The 16,017-nt window shown below is 62.0% G+C and carries 16 protein-coding genes; 11 read left to right on the plus strand and 5 right to left on the minus strand.

Going from position 1 to position 16,017, the window contains the following annotated elements:
• Positions 1–274: 274 nt before the first annotated feature.
• The 4 genes from hexR to BQ9846_RS07555 all read left to right on the plus strand — a co-directional run bounded on the left by hexR (position 275) and on the right by BQ9846_RS07555 (position 5,126).
• Entirely contained in the window at positions 275–1,129 is an 855-nt protein-coding gene (gene hexR, locus BQ9846_RS07540; RefSeq protein WP_075880385.1) for a transcriptional regulator HexR, read from the plus strand.
• Positions 1,130–1,177: 48 nt separating this feature from the next.
• The gene (gene uvrD, locus BQ9846_RS07545; RefSeq protein WP_075880387.1) at positions 1,178–3,388 is read left to right on the plus strand and encodes a DNA helicase II; all 2,211 of its coding nucleotides are present in this window, start codon (positions 1,178–1,180) and stop codon (positions 3,386–3,388) included.
• Positions 3,389–3,442: 54 nt separating this feature from the next.
• Positions 3,443–3,919, plus strand: a complete 477-nt coding sequence (locus BQ9846_RS07550) for a phosphate-starvation-inducible PsiE family protein (protein ID WP_075880389.1) — start codon at positions 3,443–3,445, stop codon at positions 3,917–3,919.
• 106 nt (positions 3,920–4,025) lie between these two features.
• Positions 4,026–5,126: a TRAP transporter substrate-binding protein gene (locus tag BQ9846_RS07555; protein ID WP_075880391.1), complete on the plus strand. Its 1,101-nt coding sequence runs from the start codon at positions 4,026–4,028 to the stop codon at positions 5,124–5,126.
• Positions 5,127–5,193: 67 nt separating this feature from the next.
• Here the strand turns inward: BQ9846_RS07555 and BQ9846_RS07560 are convergent, their stop codons facing one another.
• Positions 5,194–5,634 carry an acyl-CoA thioesterase gene (locus tag BQ9846_RS07560; protein WP_075880393.1) on the minus strand — a complete coding sequence of 147 codons (441 nt, stop codon included), beginning with the start codon at positions 5,632–5,634 and terminating at the stop codon, positions 5,194–5,196.
• Positions 5,635–5,765: 131 nt separating this feature from the next.
• On the opposite strand from BQ9846_RS07560, the gene BQ9846_RS07565 reads away from it, so the two are divergent.
• The 6 genes from BQ9846_RS07565 to cysZ all read left to right on the plus strand — a co-directional run bounded on the left by BQ9846_RS07565 (position 5,766) and on the right by cysZ (position 11,809).
• Positions 5,766–6,707 carry a PstS family phosphate ABC transporter substrate-binding protein gene (locus BQ9846_RS07565; protein WP_075880395.1) on the plus strand — a complete coding sequence of 314 codons (942 nt, stop codon included), beginning with the start codon at positions 5,766–5,768 and terminating at the stop codon, positions 6,705–6,707.
• A 111-nt stretch (positions 6,708–6,818) separates the two neighbouring features.
• Positions 6,819–7,955, plus strand: coding sequence for an ABC transporter permease subunit (locus BQ9846_RS07570; RefSeq protein WP_075880397.1), 1,137 nt, complete (start codon positions 6,819–6,821; stop codon positions 7,953–7,955).
• The gene (gene pstA / locus BQ9846_RS07575; RefSeq protein WP_075880399.1) at positions 7,952–9,325 is read left to right on the plus strand and encodes a phosphate ABC transporter permease PstA; all 1,374 of its coding nucleotides are present in this window, start codon (positions 7,952–7,954) and stop codon (positions 9,323–9,325) included. The genes BQ9846_RS07570 and pstA overlap by 4 nt, the downstream gene beginning before the upstream one ends.
• Positions 9,319–10,104 carry a phosphate ABC transporter ATP-binding protein PstB gene (gene pstB, locus BQ9846_RS07580; RefSeq protein WP_075880401.1) on the plus strand — a complete coding sequence of 262 codons (786 nt, stop codon included), beginning with the start codon at positions 9,319–9,321 and terminating at the stop codon, positions 10,102–10,104. Before pstA ends, pstB begins: the two co-directional genes overlap by 7 nt.
• Positions 10,105–10,183: 79 nt before the next feature.
• Positions 10,184–10,909 carry a phosphate signaling complex protein PhoU gene (gene phoU, locus BQ9846_RS07585; RefSeq protein ID WP_075880403.1) on the plus strand — a complete coding sequence of 242 codons (726 nt, stop codon included), beginning with the start codon at positions 10,184–10,186 and terminating at the stop codon, positions 10,907–10,909.
• Between the two features lie 138 nt (positions 10,910–11,047).
• Complete coding sequence (gene cysZ, locus BQ9846_RS07590) at positions 11,048–11,809, plus strand: sulfate transporter CysZ (RefSeq protein WP_075880405.1); 762 nt, start codon at positions 11,048–11,050, stop codon at positions 11,807–11,809.
• 19 nt (positions 11,810–11,828) lie between these two features.
• Here cysZ and phoR read toward each other — a convergent pair whose 3' ends face one another.
• The 4 genes from phoR to BQ9846_RS07610 all read right to left on the minus strand — a co-directional run bounded on the left by phoR (position 11,829) and on the right by BQ9846_RS07610 (position 15,340).
• Entirely contained in the window at positions 11,829–13,121 is a 1,293-nt protein-coding gene (gene phoR, locus BQ9846_RS07595; protein WP_075880407.1) for a phosphate regulon sensor histidine kinase PhoR, read from the minus strand.
• Positions 13,122–13,123: 2 nt separating this feature from the next.
• Positions 13,124–13,810 carry a phosphate regulon transcriptional regulator PhoB gene (phoB, locus tag BQ9846_RS07600; RefSeq protein WP_075880409.1) on the minus strand — a complete coding sequence of 229 codons (687 nt, stop codon included), beginning with the start codon at positions 13,808–13,810 and terminating at the stop codon, positions 13,124–13,126.
• A 97-nt stretch (positions 13,811–13,907) separates the two neighbouring features.
• Positions 13,908–14,798 (minus strand): 4-hydroxybenzoate octaprenyltransferase, encoded by an 891-nt coding sequence (gene ubiA / locus BQ9846_RS07605; RefSeq protein ID WP_075880411.1) that lies wholly within the window; start codon positions 14,796–14,798, stop codon positions 13,908–13,910.
• A 38-nt stretch (positions 14,799–14,836) separates the two neighbouring features.
• Complete coding sequence (locus tag BQ9846_RS07610; protein ID WP_075881689.1) at positions 14,837–15,340, minus strand: chorismate--pyruvate lyase family protein; 504 nt, start codon at positions 15,338–15,340, stop codon at positions 14,837–14,839.
• 163 nt (positions 15,341–15,503) lie between these two features.
• Here BQ9846_RS07610 and BQ9846_RS07615 point away from each other — a divergent pair.
• Positions 15,504–16,017 (plus strand): FAD-dependent oxidoreductase (locus BQ9846_RS07615; RefSeq protein WP_159437916.1); only part of this gene is annotated, 514 nt, incomplete at its 3' end.

A 16,017-nucleotide genomic window follows, 5' to 3' on the forward strand; every position in this document is an offset into this window, starting at 1 on the left:
GACGCTCCTTCGGGTGGCTGTTTTTAACAGCGGACCGTATCCACAGTGCTTTTTCTCCCCGCATTTTCTCTCCGCACCCAGCCGCTTGCCGGCGATGATGCAGTGCGGCACTGGCACTTTTACTATAACCCAGTTGACAAAATGATGACGGCGGCGGCGAAAAACCGTCCACGCCTTTTAAACGCATCATTCAACGCGCACGCGATGCTGCCCATTTTGCCCACGACTCAGGCATACTGTTGCCCCGCACGCATCAATAACGAAGGAGTTGAACGTGAGCCGCGCCCTGTTCGATGAAATGAGACGCCGCATGGAGCACTTTCGCCGCTCCGAGCAAAAAGTGGCGCGCTTTGTGCTGCGCAACCCCGAAGAAGTGATCCACATGCGCATCGTGGATCTGGCCACCGAAGCCAAGGTCAGCGAACCCACCGTGGTGCGCTTTTGCCGAGCGCTGGGCTGCAACGGTTTTCAGGATTTCAAGCTTCAACTCGCGCAGATGCTCGCCACCGGCAGCCAGTTCGCGCAGTTCTCGATGAACGATAGCGATTCGGTCGCCGAGTTTTCGCACAGCATTTTCGACTCCACCGTCGGCACGCTGCTCTCGGTGCGCGACCGTTTGGATAACGATGCCCTCGGCCGCGCGGTGAATGCCCTGGCGATGGCCAACCGGGTCGAGTTTTACGGCTTTGGCGCCTCCGGTGCGGTGGCGTTCGATGCCCAGCACAAGTTCTTCCGCTTGCAGATCTCCACCTCGGCCTACGCCGACCCGCACATGCAGAACATGTCGGCGGTGACGCTCAAAGAGGGCGACGTGGTGGTCGCCATCTCCCAGACAGGGCGTACCAAAGCGCTGGTCGCCAGCGTACGCCTCGCCCGCGAAGCCGGGGCCACGGTGATCGGCCTGTGCCCCAGCGATTCACCGCTGTCCAAAGAGGTGAGCCTGCCGCTGTATATCGATGTCCACGAAGACACCGAAATTTATACCCCGATGAGCTCACGAATTGCCCACCTGGTGCTGGTGGACGTGCTCGCGGTGGGCGTGGCCAAAACCCGCGGCCCCAAACTTGCCCAGCAGCTCAAAGCGGTGAAAAAGAGCCTCAACCCGCTGCGCTTTCCCGAAGAGAACTAGCCCTGTGCTAGACTGAGCGACCATTTTTCGACCCCGGCAGCGGCTTTTATGGATGACGTCACGGCGATTCTCGATCAGCTCAACAGTGACCAGCGCGAAGCGGTAAGCGCCCCGCAAGGCAACCTGTTGGTGCTGGCGGGCGCTGGCTCCGGCAAGACCCGGGTGCTGGTGCACCGCATCGCCTGGCTGATGCAGGCCGAAGGCCTCTCGCCCTACGCGCTCTTGGCGGTCACCTTCACCAACAAGGCCGCGCGCGAGATGCGCACGCGCTTGGAGGCGCTGCTGGGTATCTCGCTGCGCCACGTCTGGGTCGGTACTTTCCACTCGATCGCCCACCGGCTTTTGCGTACCCACTGGCAGGACGCGCGGCTGCCGCAGCACTTTCAAATTATCGACAGCGATGACCAGCTACGCCTGGTCAAACGCCTGCTAAAAGACTTCTCCATCGACGACGAACGCTTCCCGCCGCGTCAGGTGCAGTCCTTCATCGCCGGCTGCAAGGAAGAGGGCCTACGCGCGAATCAGGTGGATGTCGCCGGCGATGCCTACATGGGCCAGATGGTCGAGCTTTACGAGCGCTACCAGCTGACCTGCGAGCGCGGCGGATTGGTGGATTTCGGCGAGCTGCTACTCAGAAGCCTGGAGCTTCTGCGCGATAACCCGGCGCTGCTCGCCCACTACCGCGAGCGCTTTGGCCACCTGCTGGTGGACGAGTTTCAGGATACCAACACCCTGCAGTACGCCTGGCTGAAGCTTTTGAGCGGCATGCAAACGCCGATGACCGTGGTCGGCGACGATGACCAATCAATCTACGGCTGGCGTGGCGCCAAAGTGGAAAATATTCGCCGCTTCGAGCGGGAGTTTCCCCAGGTCAAGACCGTGCGCCTGGAGCAGAACTACCGCTCCACCAGCGCGATATTGGAAGCCGCCAACACGCTGATTCGCCACAACAGCGAACGGATGGGCAAAAACCTCTGGACCGAGGGCGCCGAGGGCGCGCCGATCTCGGTCTACGCCGGGTTTAACGATCTTGAAGAGGCGCGCTTTATCGTCGACACCATCAAGGAGAAGGTCAACGACGGCTTCAACCGGCGCGATATGGCGATTCTCTACCGCTCCAACGCCCAGTCGCGGCTGCTGGAGGAGACCCTGATTCGCCAGGGCATGCCCTACCGCATCTATGGCGGTCACCGCTTCTATGAGCGCTTGGAGATCAAAAACGCCCTGGCCTACCTGCGCCTGCTGCTCAACCGCGACGACGACGCCTCGCTGGAACGGGTGATCAACGTGCCCACCCGCGGTATCGGCACGCGCACGGTGGAGATACTTCGCCATCGCGCCCGCGAGCAGAGCGTCCCGCTGTGGCAGGCGCTGCACGACGCCGCCCAGGACGGCACGCTCAAGGGCCGCGCGGCCAACGCCGTGCAAGCGTTTGCCAACCTGATCGAGCAGCTCGACAACGATGCCGCCGGGCTTTCGCTGCACGAGATTATCGATCACGTCATCGCCCGCACCGGCTTGATCGAGCACCACCAAAGCGAAAAGGGCGAAAAAGGCCAGGCCCGGGTGGAAAACCTGGAGGAATTGGTCAACGCCGCCCGCGCGTTCACTCAAGGCGATGTGTTCGACGCCCCGGAGGCCGGCGAGGGCCTGGCCGCGCTGGAAGCCTTTCTCTCCGAGGCGGCGCTCAACGCGGGTGACCACGAAGCCGAGGAATTCGAGGACAGCGTGCAGCTGATGACCCTGCACTCGGCCAAAGGGCTGGAGTTTCCGGTGGTGTTTATCGCCGGCGTCGAGGAGGGGCTGTTCCCGCACAAGATGTCGCTGGAGGAGCCCGGGCGTTTGGAAGAGGAGCGACGCCTTTGCTACGTCGGCGTCACCCGCGCGATGGAAAAACTCTACCTCACCCACGCCGAAACACGGCGCCTGCACGGCAAGGAAGTCTTTCCGCGCCCGTCGCGTTTTCTGCGCGAACTGCCGCCGCACCTGCTCGAAGAGGTCCGCTTGCGCGGCCAGGTGTCGCGCCCGGTCACGGCCTCGTCCGCTATTTCAACGTCTGGCTTCGCGCAACAGCACGTGGAAGGCGACGGTGACTTGCCCAGCCTGCACGTGGGCCAGCGGGTGGCGCATCCGGTCTTTGGCGAGGGGATCATTCTCAACGCCGAGGGCGAGGGCGCGCGTGCGCGGGTGCAGGTAAGCTTCGAAGGCGAAGGCGTTAAATGGCTCGTGCTAGGGTTTGCTAAGCTGACACCAGTGTAGACCGTTGCCGCCTGCCCCAGGGCCTACCGCCTCATACGCCGTCGAGAGAGCCTTATGAAACAACGCCTAAAACGCCTGTTCCCGGAAGTATGCAACGGCTGGGCCGAGCTAAGCGGCTACCACCGCTTTGAACGCCTGGTCTCGCTGGTACTCACCCTGGCCATTGCCGGTGCCGTCCTGGTCGCCATGTACTACCTGGTGATTCACGTGGTGCAGCTTTTGTTCATCCAAAGCCGCGACCCGTTCGACTACCGCGTCTTCCAAGCGCTGTTCGACATGATCCTCACCGTGCTGATCGCCATGGAGTTTAACAACTCCATTATCCGCACGATGGCCGGCGGCAAAGGCTTTATCCACGTCGAAATCGTGGTGCTGATTGCGATTATGGCGCTGGTGCGCAAGTTTATGGTGCTGGATATGGAAACCATCGACCCTTGGCTGATTGGCGCGCTGGCGGCGGCGGTGTTGGCCCTGGGGGGCTGCTACTGGCTGGTGCGTCACGCCAACCGCATGAAGGATCCCCCGCAATGATGGTGCAGAAAGCTTGCGGGCAAAATTCGCTTTAACGCATACTGAGCGACGGACACTGCGCATTGCGCGCTTACATAAAAACCATACGTTCGGAGTTTTGCTCATTATGCAACGCCGCCACTTTCTTAAAAACACCCTAAAAACCGCCGGCCTAGGGGCCGCCGGGGTCGTCGCCGCCCCGTTTATCTCCACCGCCAAGGCGCAAGAGACCATCACCTGGAACATGGTCACCTCATGGCCGAAAAACTTTCCCGCCTTGGGTACCGGAGCGAACGAATTCGCCGAGCGCATTGAAACCCTCTCCGGCGGGCGCATGCGCGTGCGCGTTCACGGGGCGGGCGAGCTGGTGCCGGCACTGGAAGTCTTTGATGCCGTCTCGTCAGGCACGGCGGAAATGGGCCACTCGGCCTCGTACTACTGGCGCGGCAAGGTCGCGGCATCGCAGTTTTTCACCGCCGTGCCCTTTGGCATGACCACCCAAGAAACCAACGCCTGGCTCTATCACGGCGGCGGCCAGGAGCTTTGGGACGAGGTCTACGCCAAGCACAACCTCAAGCCATTCGCGGTGGGCAACACCACGACGCAACCCGGCGGCTGGTTTAAAAAAGAGATTAACTCGCTTGAGGATCTACAGGGCGTCAAACTGCGCCTACCGGGGCTTGCCGGCGAGGCGATGAACCGCATCGGCGTCACCACGGTCAACATGGCCGGCGGGGAAATCTTCACCGCGATGCAAACCGGCGCGCTCGACGCCGCCGACTGGGTCAGCCCCTACAACGACTTGGCGTTCGGCCTGCACCAAGTGGCGGATTACTACTACACCTCGGCGTGGAACGAGCCCAGTGCCGTGCTTGAAGGCACCGTCAACCTCGACGCCTGGAACGCGCTGCCCGACGACCTCAAAGCCGTGGTCACCGAAGCCGCCCGCGCCGCCAACCTGTCGATGATCAGCGAGTTCACCTTCCGCAACGCGCAGGCACTCGATACGCTGGTGAACGAGCACGACGTCAAGCTGCGCTCCTTCCCGGATGACGTGATGCAAGCACTCTACGACGCCTCGCAAGAGGTGATCCGCGAGCAGACCGAAAGCGACGCCGACTCCAAGAAGGTGTACGACTCCTACCGCGCCTTCCAGGAAACGGTTCGCCCCTCAACCGACAGCGGCTTGTTCACCTACCTGAAAACCCGCGACACGGTCATCAACTAAGCACGGCGCTGACGCACAACACCACCGGTACGCTAAAACGCGCCGGTGGTGTTTGGGTTAAAACCGCTTAGTGCTCGCTATCGTGTACGGCGCGAATACGGCCGTTGTCATCGAGTGCCACCATCACAAAGCGCGCTTCGGTGACTTTTTGCCGCTCATCCTGGCGCTTTTCATGGGGTGGGCGCACCCAGACTTCCACGTCGATCTTCATCGAGCTATGGCCAATATCGCACACGTGGGTATAAACGCTGACCATCGACCCCACCCGCACCGGGCTTAAAAAATCCATCGCCTCAATGGCCACCGTGGCGGTGCGACCGCCCGCTTCACGGCCTGCCGCCAGCTCAGCCGCCTGATCCATCTGATTGACCAGCCAGCCACCGGAAATATCGCCGTAGAGGTTGGTATCCTGGCGCGAGGCCAAAAGTTTAAGCGTTAGCTGTCCCGTGGGGGCCGGTATGTCATCCACTTCGTTAGGCAAAAGCGTCTCGTTGTTTAGCACAGTCATGATAGCGTCGCTTATTGAGTTTATTGTTGTGGAGTAGAAAAGTTGAAGGCACGCATTTTACGCTTTCTCCGCAGCGAGTGTAATTGCTGCAGTGCAATACGTCGTTGCAGTTAACCATAAGGGAGCGCAATTTGAATAGTCGCGTTGTATCGTTACGCCGCTGGGCAGCGCCCATTTGGCTAACTCTCCTGCTTGCCCTGGCGTTCACCCCTGCCCACGCCCAAACGGTGAGCGGCACCTTGGGCGCTATTGGCTCCGATACCATGGCAGGCTTGGTGCTGCGCTGGGGCGAAGCGCTCAAGCAGCGCCATCCAGCGGTGAATATCCAGTTTCAAGCCAGTGGCTCGGCCAATGCGCCGTCGGCGCTTATTGCCGGTACCACGCGGCTTGGCCCCATGTCGCGGCAAATGACCGCGGAAGAGACGCAGGCGTTTATTCAGCGCTACGGCTATCCACCGCTGGAGCTAAAAGTCGCCCGCGACGCGCTGATTGTGATCGTCCACCGCCACAACCCGCTTAACGCCCTATCGCGGCGCCAGGTGGATGCGATTTTTTCCACCACGCGCGAGTGTGGCGCAAGCGAGCCCATCACCCACTGGGAAACGCTGCTCGACCCCGCGCAGTGGCCGTTTCGTCATATCGCGCTGCATGGGCGTAACTCGGCCTCCGGCACGCACGCGCTTTTTCAACAGCGCGCGCTGTGTGGCGGCGAGTTTCGCCGCGATGTCAGCGAGCACCCCGGCGCCTCGCCGGTGGTCGCGGCGGTAGGCGAATCCCCCGGCGCCATGGGCTACGCAGGTTACTACCACTTAAGCGCGGCGGTGAAGGCGTTGAGTATTTACGATGACGACGGCAATATCGTCCCCCCCAGCGAAGAGGCGATTCAAACCGGGGCCTATCCGCTCTCGCGCTACTTATACCTTTACATTAACGCTCCGCCCGATGAGCCATTACCGCCCGCGGAGCGGGCCCTGCTCACGCTGATACTGTCGCCCGAAGGGCAGCAAATTGCCCGCGCCGCCGGCTTTGTGCCCCTCTCGGAGAGGGTGCGCCAACAGCAAGCGCGCAGGTAGACACTGTCACGTGAATGTCATAAACATGCCTTACGCTAAGCGACGCTCAGGAGAAAGCGCCATGCGCGGCGCTCACACCGCGACCACTCCCTACCGCTTCGTTCCACTGCCATGACTTTGCCTTCTCGGCCAACCTACTCAACGCTATCAAGCGTGGCGCACCCCAGGCGTCAACGGCTCGACCGCCTCGCCACGGCCGCGATTACCGTGGGCGCGTTTGCGGTATTGGCGGCGATTTTGGCCATCGGCGTTTTTCTGCTTTGGCAGAGCGTGCCGCTGCTCTCCCTGTCGGAGGCTTTTACGCTGGATACGCTCTCGCCGCTGGTCTGGGGAACACTAAAGGCCGCGCTGGCCGCGATGTTTTTTGCCTTACCCATCGCCTTGGGCGCGGCGATTTACACCGCGCTCTATATGCCACCCCGGCTGCGCAGCCGCTTAAAGCCCGTGCTGGAAATGATGGAAGCGGTACCCAGCGTGGTGGTGGGTTTTATCGCCGGTCTGATTTTAGCCCCCTGGGTGGAGCGCCATTTGGCCAGCACCCTGGTGCTGCTGGTGTGGCTGCCCCTGAGCACGCTACTGGCCGGGGTGTTGTGGCACACGGCGCGGCGCCATCTACGCCGGCGCTTACCCTTTAGCTGGGCGGGGCTGTGGCTTGTGCCCTGGCTGCTGGCGATGACCCTGCTCGCCCTCTGGGCGACACCGTACTTTGAACAGGCGCTCATTGGCGGCGACCTGCGCCAGTGGCTCGAGCAACAGCTGGGGCTTAATTACGCCACGCGCAACGCCATGATCGTGGGGATGGCCATGGGCTTTGCCGTGGTGCCGAGCGTTTACGCGCTGGCCGAAGACGCCCTGGCCGATGTGCCCCCTTCGCTGCTTGAAGGCGCGCGGGCACTCGGCGCCAACCGCTGGCAGGCGCTGTGGAAAGTCGCCCTGCCGGCGGCCGGCCCGGGGATTTTCTCGGCGGTGATGATCGGCGCCGGGCGCGCGGTGGGGGAAACTATGATCGTGCTGATGGCCAGCGGCAATACCGCGCTGTTCAGCGCCCGCCCCCTTGAAGGCATGCGCTCCATCGCCGCCGCCATTGCCATTGAGCTCCCCGAAGCCGCGCCCGGCGGCAGCACTTACCACGTACTGGTTTTTGCTGCCCTGGTGCTGTTTCTGTTCACCTTTTCGGTCAATACCCTGGCCGAAGTCGTTCGTTTACGCCTGCGTAGCCGTCTAAGCCGCATGGGGGGTGGCGCATGAGCCGTGTGTGGCCTTGGCTCTGTGCGGCCAGTGTGGCGCTGTCGTTTCTGATGTTGGCCGCGCTGCTCACGCTTTTACTAAGCCGTGGGCTTGGCCACTTTTGGCCGGCGACCCTGGAAAGCGTCACGCTGGACTCCGGCGAGGTCATCGCCGGCGAAGCGGTGCGCGAAACGCCGCTGCCCCACCGTGACGGTGAAGAGCGGCTCTATTTCACCGGCAACCGCGACCTCGACAGCCAGCGCTGGCGCTGGGTGGCGATCGAGCGTATCGCCGAGCGCAGCACCCCGCGCGAACTGGTGCGTTTGGAGCGCAGCCCTTGGGGCGATTTTATTGGCTACCTGCGCGCCTTTGAGTCCCAGGGGAGCCGGCTGGAGGGCGACGCCGCCTGGCGCGCGTTAACAACAGCGCTCACCCTGCCCGCTGTCGAGCGCCCCGACGCGACCCTTATCCTCCAGAGCGCGGGCGGCGAGACGCTGCGCCAGCCGCTCAATGCCATTCACCGCGCTCAGCGCCCCAACGCCATGTCGTGGTGGGAAAAAACGCAGTTCTGGTCCCAGGGCGTATGGCAGTTTTTAAGCGAAGGGCCGCGGGCGGCAAATACAGGCGGCGGCGTCTGGCCAGCCATATTCGGCACCATCTTGATGGTGATCGTGATGTCGGTGATCGTCATGCCCTTTGGCGTGCTGGCGGCGATTTACTTAAACGAGATCGCCCACCAGGGTCGCCTCACTCGGCTGGTGCGCATCGGCGTGCGCAACCTGGCCGGGGTGCCGTCGATCGTGTATGGCGTGTTCGGCTTGGGCGTGTTTGTCTACGGCATTGGTAGCTCGTTGGATGAGTGGTTTTTTAGCGATTCGCTGCCTTCGCCCACCTTTGGCACCGGCGGGCTTTTATGGGCGTCGCTGACGCTTGCGCTTTTGACCCTGCCGGTGGTGATCGTCGCCACTGAGGAGGGGCTGGCGCGCATCCCCGATGCCCAGCGTGAAGGCGCCGTCGCTCTGGGGGCGACCCGCTTTGAAATGCTCACCCGGGTAGTCATGCCCATGGCGGCGCCGGCGATGCTCACGGCGGTGATACTCGCCATCGCCCGCGCCGCCGGCGAAGTGGCGCCCTTGATGCTGGTGGGCGTGGCCAAGCTCGCGCCGCAAATGCCGGTCGATGGTGAGTTCCCCTATTTGCACCTAGAGCGCAAGTTCATGCACCTGGGCTATCATATCTTTGATACCGCCTTCCACGGCGAGGATGTGCAAGCGGCGATACCGCTGGTCTACGCTACCGCGCTGCTTTTGGTCGTCATTGTGTTGGTGCTTAATCTAACTGCCATATTTCTGCGTCATCATTTACGCCGTCAACGAGGTCAGCCATGTTAGCGCACGTCATGCCGTTTAGCGCCGAGCGGACCTGTCTAAATATTGAAGATTTTAGCCTTGCGTACGCGGGGAAGTCGGCGCTACACGAGTTAACGCTGAGCGTGCCGCGCCATCGGGTGACGGCGTTCATTGGCCCCTCGGGGTGCGGTAAATCCACGCTACTGCGCGCCATCAACCGACTGCACGATTTAAACGAAAGTGTCACCCATAGCGGGCGCATCACCTTCGAGGGCGAGGATATTCACGCCGATAGGATGAACGTTTCGGAGTTGCGCCGACGCATCGGCATGGTGTTTCAGACGCCGAACCCGTTTCCCATGTCGATTTACGAAAACGTCGCGTTTGGGCTGCGGCTGCAAAAGCGCATGAAAAAGCGCCAGCGCGACGACATTATCGAGTGGGCGCTGACCTCGGCGGCCCTTTGGGATGAGGTCAAAGAGCGCTTGCACAAATCCGCCTGGCAGCTATCGGGCGGGCAGCAGCAGCGCCTTGTCATCGCGCGCACGCTCGCCGTGCAGCCCGATATCTTGCTGCTTGATGAGCCCGCCTCGGCGCTTGACCCGATTTCCACGTTAAAAATCGAGGAGTTGATCCGTAACTTAAAGTCTCAGCTCACCTTAATACTGGTGACCCACAATATGCAGCAGGCCGCGCGCGTCTCCGATTACACCGCGTTTTTACACAGCGGCGAGTTGATTGAGTATGGCCCGACGGATCAAGTCTTCACCAATCCGCGCCTGCGCCGCACCGAAAATTACATCACCGGGCGGATGACATAACCCGGTCGAGTGGCCTACCACCGACCCGCCCGACACCGACATATATCACACCGACGAGCATCACGATCAGGAGCGCTCCATGGATATCACCAGCGACACCCACAGCCAACATATTTCCCGTCAGTTCAACCAGGAACTGGAAGAACTTAAAACCCACCTCATGGCCATGGGCGGCCTGGTGGAAAAGCAGGTGCACGATGCCGTTCTCTCGCTGCTTGAAGGCGACACCAAACTGGCCATCAAGGTGCGCGACAGCGACCGCCAGGTCAACGAACTGCAGCTGCAAATCGACGACGAGTGTACCCGCGTGCTGGCCCGCCGCCAGCCCGCCGCCTCCGACCTGCGCCTGGTCGTGGCCGTGATTCGCGCCTCGTCTGATCTTGAGCGTATCGGCGATGAAGCGAGCAAAATCGCGCGCAATGCCATTACCTTAAGCGAGAGCGGTGCCGCCGTTAGAGGCTTGGTGGAAGTGCGCCACATTAGCGATCACGTGCGCAAGATGCTGCGCGACGCGCTGACCTCCTTTGCCCGCTTCGATACCGACCTTGCCCTTGAAGTCGTGCGCGAGGACGAACTGGTGGACGACGAATACAGCAGCGCCATGCGCTCGCTGATCACCTTCATGGCTGAAGACGCGCGCTCTATCTCACCGGTACTCAGCGTGATGTGGGTACTGCGCGCGCTGGAGCGGGTGGGCGACCACGCCGACAACCTCGCCGAGCACGTGGTGTATTTGGTGAAAGGGCTGGATATCCGCCACGCCAACCCGGAAACCCTTGACGAGCAAATGCAGCAGCACAGGTAATCATCGGCTCCAGCCCCTAAAACGCTGGCGAATTATTCGCTTGCCATTCCCCCGATTTTGCGTACTTTATGGGCCGCGTTGCGGTCCATTTTTTTGTGCGTTTTACACCATACGCCTTGATTTAGGAGCCTCACTTCTATGCTCAACGCCCTTACGGCGATCACGCAGGGAACCCGCTGGGTCTACCGCCCGGGCTTACGCCGCTATGTCTTTTTGCCCATTGCGGTTAACTTTTTGCTCTATACCGCTCTGCTGGTGCTGCTCTGGCACTATTTTGAGGGCTGGCTGGCGTACTGGATGAGCCTGGTGCCCGACTGGCTTACGTGGCTCACATGGCTGATTTGGCCGCTGTTTTTTTTGAGCCTAGTGGTGGTGATCTTTTTCTCGTTCACGGTGGTCAGCAGCATGATCGCGGCGCCTTTTTACGGCTTTCTGGCCGAAAAGGTCGAAATCCAAGCCACCGGCCGCCATCCTCAAGATGACCGTAGCCTGACGCGAGCCGCCATCGATGCCTTGGGGCGCGAATTGGTCAAACTGGGCTACATTCTGCCCCGGGCGCTTGCGCTTTTTGTGATCAGCTGGATGCCGGGGCTGAACCTGCTCTCCCCGTTGTTATGGGCGCTATTTTCCGCTTGGGTCGCGGCGATCACCTATCTCGATTACCCCATGGATAACAACAAGGTGAGTTTTGCTGACATGCGTCGGCGGCTCTCCGGCCGGCGGTGGCATAGCTTAAGCTACGGTGGGTTGGTCACGCTGATCACCTGGGTACCGCTGGCGAATCTGTTTTTGATCCCCGGGGCGGTGGCCGGCGCGGTCTTGATGTGGGACGCCCACTATCGTATCGAGATCGAGAATGCGCGCACCGATACGCCGTCAAGCGCCGCGAGCGGGCGTTAAGCGTTAGCACACAGAAGGCTTACTCAAAGCCGGCGAGCCGCTCTTGGGGAAACACGCAGCGAAAGCGGGCGCCTTCACCGGGGCGGGAGTCGATCGTAAGCTTTCCATCGTGGCGCAGCAGCACATGCTTGACGATGGCAAGCCCCAGCCCCGTGCCGCCGGTCGCGGTGCTGCGGCCTTTATCCACGCGATAAAAGCGCTCGGTCAAGCGGGGAATATGTACAGGGTCAATGCCCTCGCCGTCGTCTTCTACCGCCAGGCAGGCGCCCTGCTCGCTCGCTTGCCAGCGCAGGGTAATCTGACTCCCCGGCGGGGTATAACGCACGGCGTTAAACGCCAAGTTGGAGACCGCGCTGCGCAACTCCTGCTCGCTGCCGATAAGCGCCGCGTCGCTCTCCACCTCAACCTCGATGGCGTGCTGGCCTTTGGATAGCGCTAGGGCGTCGTCGCGTACTTTTGCCAACAGTGCTGCCACGTCGATCGGCTGGTGATCCTCCCCCCCCTGGTCGATCTCCAAGCGCGACAGCAGCAGAAGATCATTGACCAAGTTCTGCATTCGCGTGGTCTGCGCCTGCATCTGTTCGATACCCCGACCGAGCCGCGGCGGCAGCTGCTCGGCCAAGTCGGCGTAGGTTTCCAGGTAGCCCGAGAGCACCGTCAAGGGCGTGCGCAGTTCATGGGAGACGTTGGCGACAAAATCGCGGCGCATCTGCTCCAAACGGTGCAAGCGGGTAATATCGCGGGCCATCACCAGGCGCTCATCGTCGCCGTAGAGGGTGATTTGGTACTGCAGAATACGCCGCTCGTCGATGGGAGAGGGGAGCGTTAGCGGCTCGCTGTAATCGCGAGCGTTGAAGTAGCTGACAAAGCGCGGGTCGCGCAGAAAGTTGGTGATGTGCTGGCCGCGGTCGAGCTCAACTTTCAGCCCCAGCATCTGGGCCGCCGCGCTGTTCCACCACTCAAGGTCGCCGTGGCGGTCAAGCATGACCACGCTGTCGCGCATCGCCTCCGAGGACTCTTGAATACGCGCGAGGGTCGCGCGTAGGCGGTTTTGGGTCAGGCGTTGGCTTTTTTGGTAGCGGTAGAGACGGTCAAAAAGCTCCCCCCACAGCCCCGGAGCCGCCGGCGGCTCCTCCTGGGGCGCGCGGGTGAGCCAGTGGTAGAGCGCGCGCAGTTGGTAAAGGTGGAATCCCAAGCAAACCGATAGGCCGACGGCTAGGCCCAGCCCTGGCACGCCCAAAAGCGCCCCCAGCAGCACGCCAACGGCCGAGGGCCACACCAAACGCCAAATTTCACGGCTCCATAGGCGCACGCTTACCCCCGTGCAGAGAAGCGGTAGCCGGTACCGCGCACCGTTTGGATCAGGCGATGGTGGTCGCCCAGCGCTTTGCGCAGCCGGCGGATATGCACATCCACGGTGCGCTCCTCCACATACACATTGCCGCCCCACACTTGGTCAAGCAGCTGGCTGCGGGTGTAGGCGCGCTCCGGGTGGGTCATGAAAAACTGCAGCAGACGGTACTCCGTGGGTCCCATATCGACCGCTTTGCCGTAGGCGCTAACGCGATGGCTGACCGGGTCGAGCAAAAGCCCCTCAATCTCGATGGGGTCTTCCACCCCGCGCGGCGTGGTTCGGCGCAGCACGGCTTTGAGCCGCGCGACAAGCTCGCGGGGGGAGAACGGCTTGGTGATGTAGTCATCCGCGCCGGCTTCCAACCCTTGGATTTTATTATCCTCTTCGCCTTTGGCGGTGAGCATGATAATGGGCAGCTCGGCGGTGGTCTCTTCGCGCTTTAAGCGCCTAGCCAGCTCAATGCCGCTGGTGCCCGGCATCATCCAGTCGAGCAGTAAAAGGTCGGGCTGATGATCCACCACCATGGAGTGGGCATCCTGGGCGTTGTCCGCTTCAAGTACGCGATAGTCAGCCATTTCCAGCGCCACCGCGATCATTTCGCGAATCGGCGCCTCATCATCGACGATCAAAACGGTCTTGGCGGTCATTCCTGAGCCTCATGGTGCTTAAGACGAAAAAGTTCAACACGACATTTCGATGACGATCACACCATGTCTTGATGACAATCTCGTGACACTGCCCCTTTTATCCCACACTTGGCCATAAGCTCAAGGCAATCCCTGCAAACACCAGAAGCCCCGACCAGTGGTTGTTCAAAAAGGCCTGAAAGCAGCGTTGCCGCTCGCGCTGGCGAATCAGCGCCTGCTGATACACGAACGTTGCCGCCATGGCGGCAAGCCCCAACCAGAAGAATCCCCCCAGCGCCAGGCGCATCCCCACCACCGCCAGCAGCGTAAGCGTGGCAAGCTGCAGCAAGCCGATGATCACGCGATCCGCACGGCCGAACAGTACGGCAGTGGATTTAATCCCGATTTTAAGGTCGTCGTCGCGGTCCACCATGGCGTACTCGGTATCGTAAGCGACCGTCCACAGCACGTTGGCCAAAAACAGTATCCAGCCTTCCAGCGGCACATAGCCCAATACCGCCCCGCACGCCATGGGGATCGCCCACGAGAACGCCGCGCCCAAAAACACCTGAGGGAAGTGGGTATAGCGCTTCATAAACGGGTAGATGAACGCCAATACCACGCCGCCCAGCGAGAGCAGGATGGTGAAAAGATTGGTCAACAGCACCAGCACGAACGCCACGGCCACCAGCCCCACGAACAGAAGCTGCGCCTCGCGTTCGCTAATGCGCCCCGTGGCCAGCGGGCGCTCCTTGGTGCGCTTGACGTGCCCATCGAAGTGGCGGTCGGCGTAGTCGTTGCCCCCGCACCCCGCCGCGCGCATCACATCCCCCCCCGCCACGAAGATCAGCAGCACATCGCGCCCCGGCACGCCGTTGGCCGCGATCCACAGCGCCCAGAGCGTCGGCCACATCAAAAGCCAGGTGCCGATTGGCCGGTCGAGCCGGGTCAGGTGAAGAAAATCGGGCACGCGGGCCCAGCCTATCGGCCGCAGCAGAGAACGGTCCATGCTTACCTCGTATCAAGAGAAACGCTAATGCGGTTAGCCTATCGCGAAGGCAGCGAGAGCGCATCCGCCATGGCGGGTAAAAAATACTCCTGCACCAGCAGGGACAAGCCCGCGTGCTCAAACCGCGAGCGCCGCCCCCAGAGCGCCTCCACCGCGGCAAAGCGCGGCGCCTGGGTGCTCACCTCCAGGGGGCCACGCACGAGGTCTGGCTGCTGGAAGAGCCAGCTGCCCAGCGAGCGGCTGCCCAGCGTCTCCAGACGCTGCCCCTGAACCTGCGAAAGCGGTGCCACCGTACGCGCTACCACCCAGGGGGTATTGTCCAGGCACAGCGCCACCTCGCGCCGCCACGCATAGTGGTGACGCGAGGTGCCCAGCGCCTGGGTTTCATCGACAAACGCAGGCCCCACGCTCTGGCGCAGTAAACGCACGCAAAAGCGGCGCCCCTCACCGGCCATGATCAGTCGCGCCGTTAGCGAGTCGGTGGACGCCACCCAGCGCCACCAGGGCAGGGGCATGGCGGGGCGCGCCGCCTTAACCGGCATCCAGCGCGCAACCGGGACAGACGGATGACGCTGCGTTGAGCCACTGTGCTGCAAAGCCTGCTTCTCCCTAGAGAACCGCGAAAGCGGCTAGTGTACCATGCCGATATTGCGGACTTTTTCTGCCTTTTCACTCATCAGAGCGATTTAACCCGATAGGTAACGTATGTCGACTCCCCACGCCGATTTAGTGATCATTGGCACCGGCATGGCCGGTGTGGGCCTTGCGCGCGCGCTGCGCCGCGAAGGCGATACGCGCGCGCTTACCTTGATCAGCGCCGATAGCGGCGACGACTACAGCAAACCGCTGCTTTCCACCGGCTTGGGCAAAAAACTCCCCCCCGAAAAGCTCGCCCAGCGCGATGCCGGCGCACTCGCTGAAGAACTCGACGCCACCGTGCTCGCGCATACCGCCGTTACCGCCGTCGACCCAGAAGCGCGGCGCTTGACGCTTGAGGACGGCAGTGATTACGCCTTCACCCAGCTCGTGCTGGCCACGGGCGCCGCACCCCGCGCACCCTTTGCGATTCCTAGCGACTGCGAATCTCACTGCTTCAGCGTTAACGACCTGGATGACTACCGCCGCTTTCACCGTGCCCTCGGCCACGGCCCCGCGCGGGTGGCGATCGTGGGCGCGGGGTTGGTCGGCTGCGAGTTCGCCAACGACCTGCACGCCGGCG

The organism is Vreelandella massiliensis (assembly GCF_900155385.1).
GTDB lineage: Bacteria > Pseudomonadota > Gammaproteobacteria > Pseudomonadales > Halomonadaceae > Vreelandella > Vreelandella massiliensis.

What these genes read in the sequence shown, in the direction of transcription:
- uvrD (WP_075880387.1), top strand. Translation starts at nt 1,178, where the DNA reads ATGGATGACGTCACGGCGATTCTCGATCAGCTCAACAGTGACCAGCGC.
- BQ9846_RS07550 (WP_075880389.1), top strand. Translation starts at nt 3,443, where the DNA reads ATGAAACAACGCCTAAAACGCCTGTTCCCGGAAGTATGCAACGGCTGG.
- BQ9846_RS07555 (WP_075880391.1), top strand. Translation starts at nt 4,026, where the DNA reads ATGCAACGCCGCCACTTTCTTAAAAACACCCTAAAAACCGCCGGCCTA.
- BQ9846_RS07560 (WP_075880393.1), bottom strand. Translation starts at nt 5,634, where the DNA reads ATGACTGTGCTAAACAACGAGACGCTTTTGCCTAACGAAGTGGATGAC.
- BQ9846_RS07570 (WP_075880397.1), top strand. Translation starts at nt 6,819, where the DNA reads ATGACTTTGCCTTCTCGGCCAACCTACTCAACGCTATCAAGCGTGGCG.
- pstA (WP_075880399.1), top strand. Translation starts at nt 7,952, where the DNA reads ATGAGCCGTGTGTGGCCTTGGCTCTGTGCGGCCAGTGTGGCGCTGTCG.
- pstB (WP_075880401.1), top strand. Translation starts at nt 9,319, where the DNA reads ATGTTAGCGCACGTCATGCCGTTTAGCGCCGAGCGGACCTGTCTAAAT.
- phoU (WP_075880403.1), top strand. Translation starts at nt 10,184, where the DNA reads ATGGATATCACCAGCGACACCCACAGCCAACATATTTCCCGTCAGTTC.
- cysZ (WP_075880405.1), top strand. Translation starts at nt 11,048, where the DNA reads ATGCTCAACGCCCTTACGGCGATCACGCAGGGAACCCGCTGGGTCTAC.
- phoB (WP_075880409.1), bottom strand. Translation starts at nt 13,810, where the DNA reads ATGACCGCCAAGACCGTTTTGATCGTCGATGATGAGGCGCCGATTCGC.
- ubiA (WP_075880411.1), bottom strand. Translation starts at nt 14,798, where the DNA reads ATGGACCGTTCTCTGCTGCGGCCGATAGGCTGGGCCCGCGTGCCCGAT.
- BQ9846_RS07610 (WP_075881689.1), bottom strand. Translation starts at nt 15,340, where the DNA reads ATGCCGGTTAAGGCGGCGCGCCCCGCCATGCCCCTGCCCTGGTGGCGC.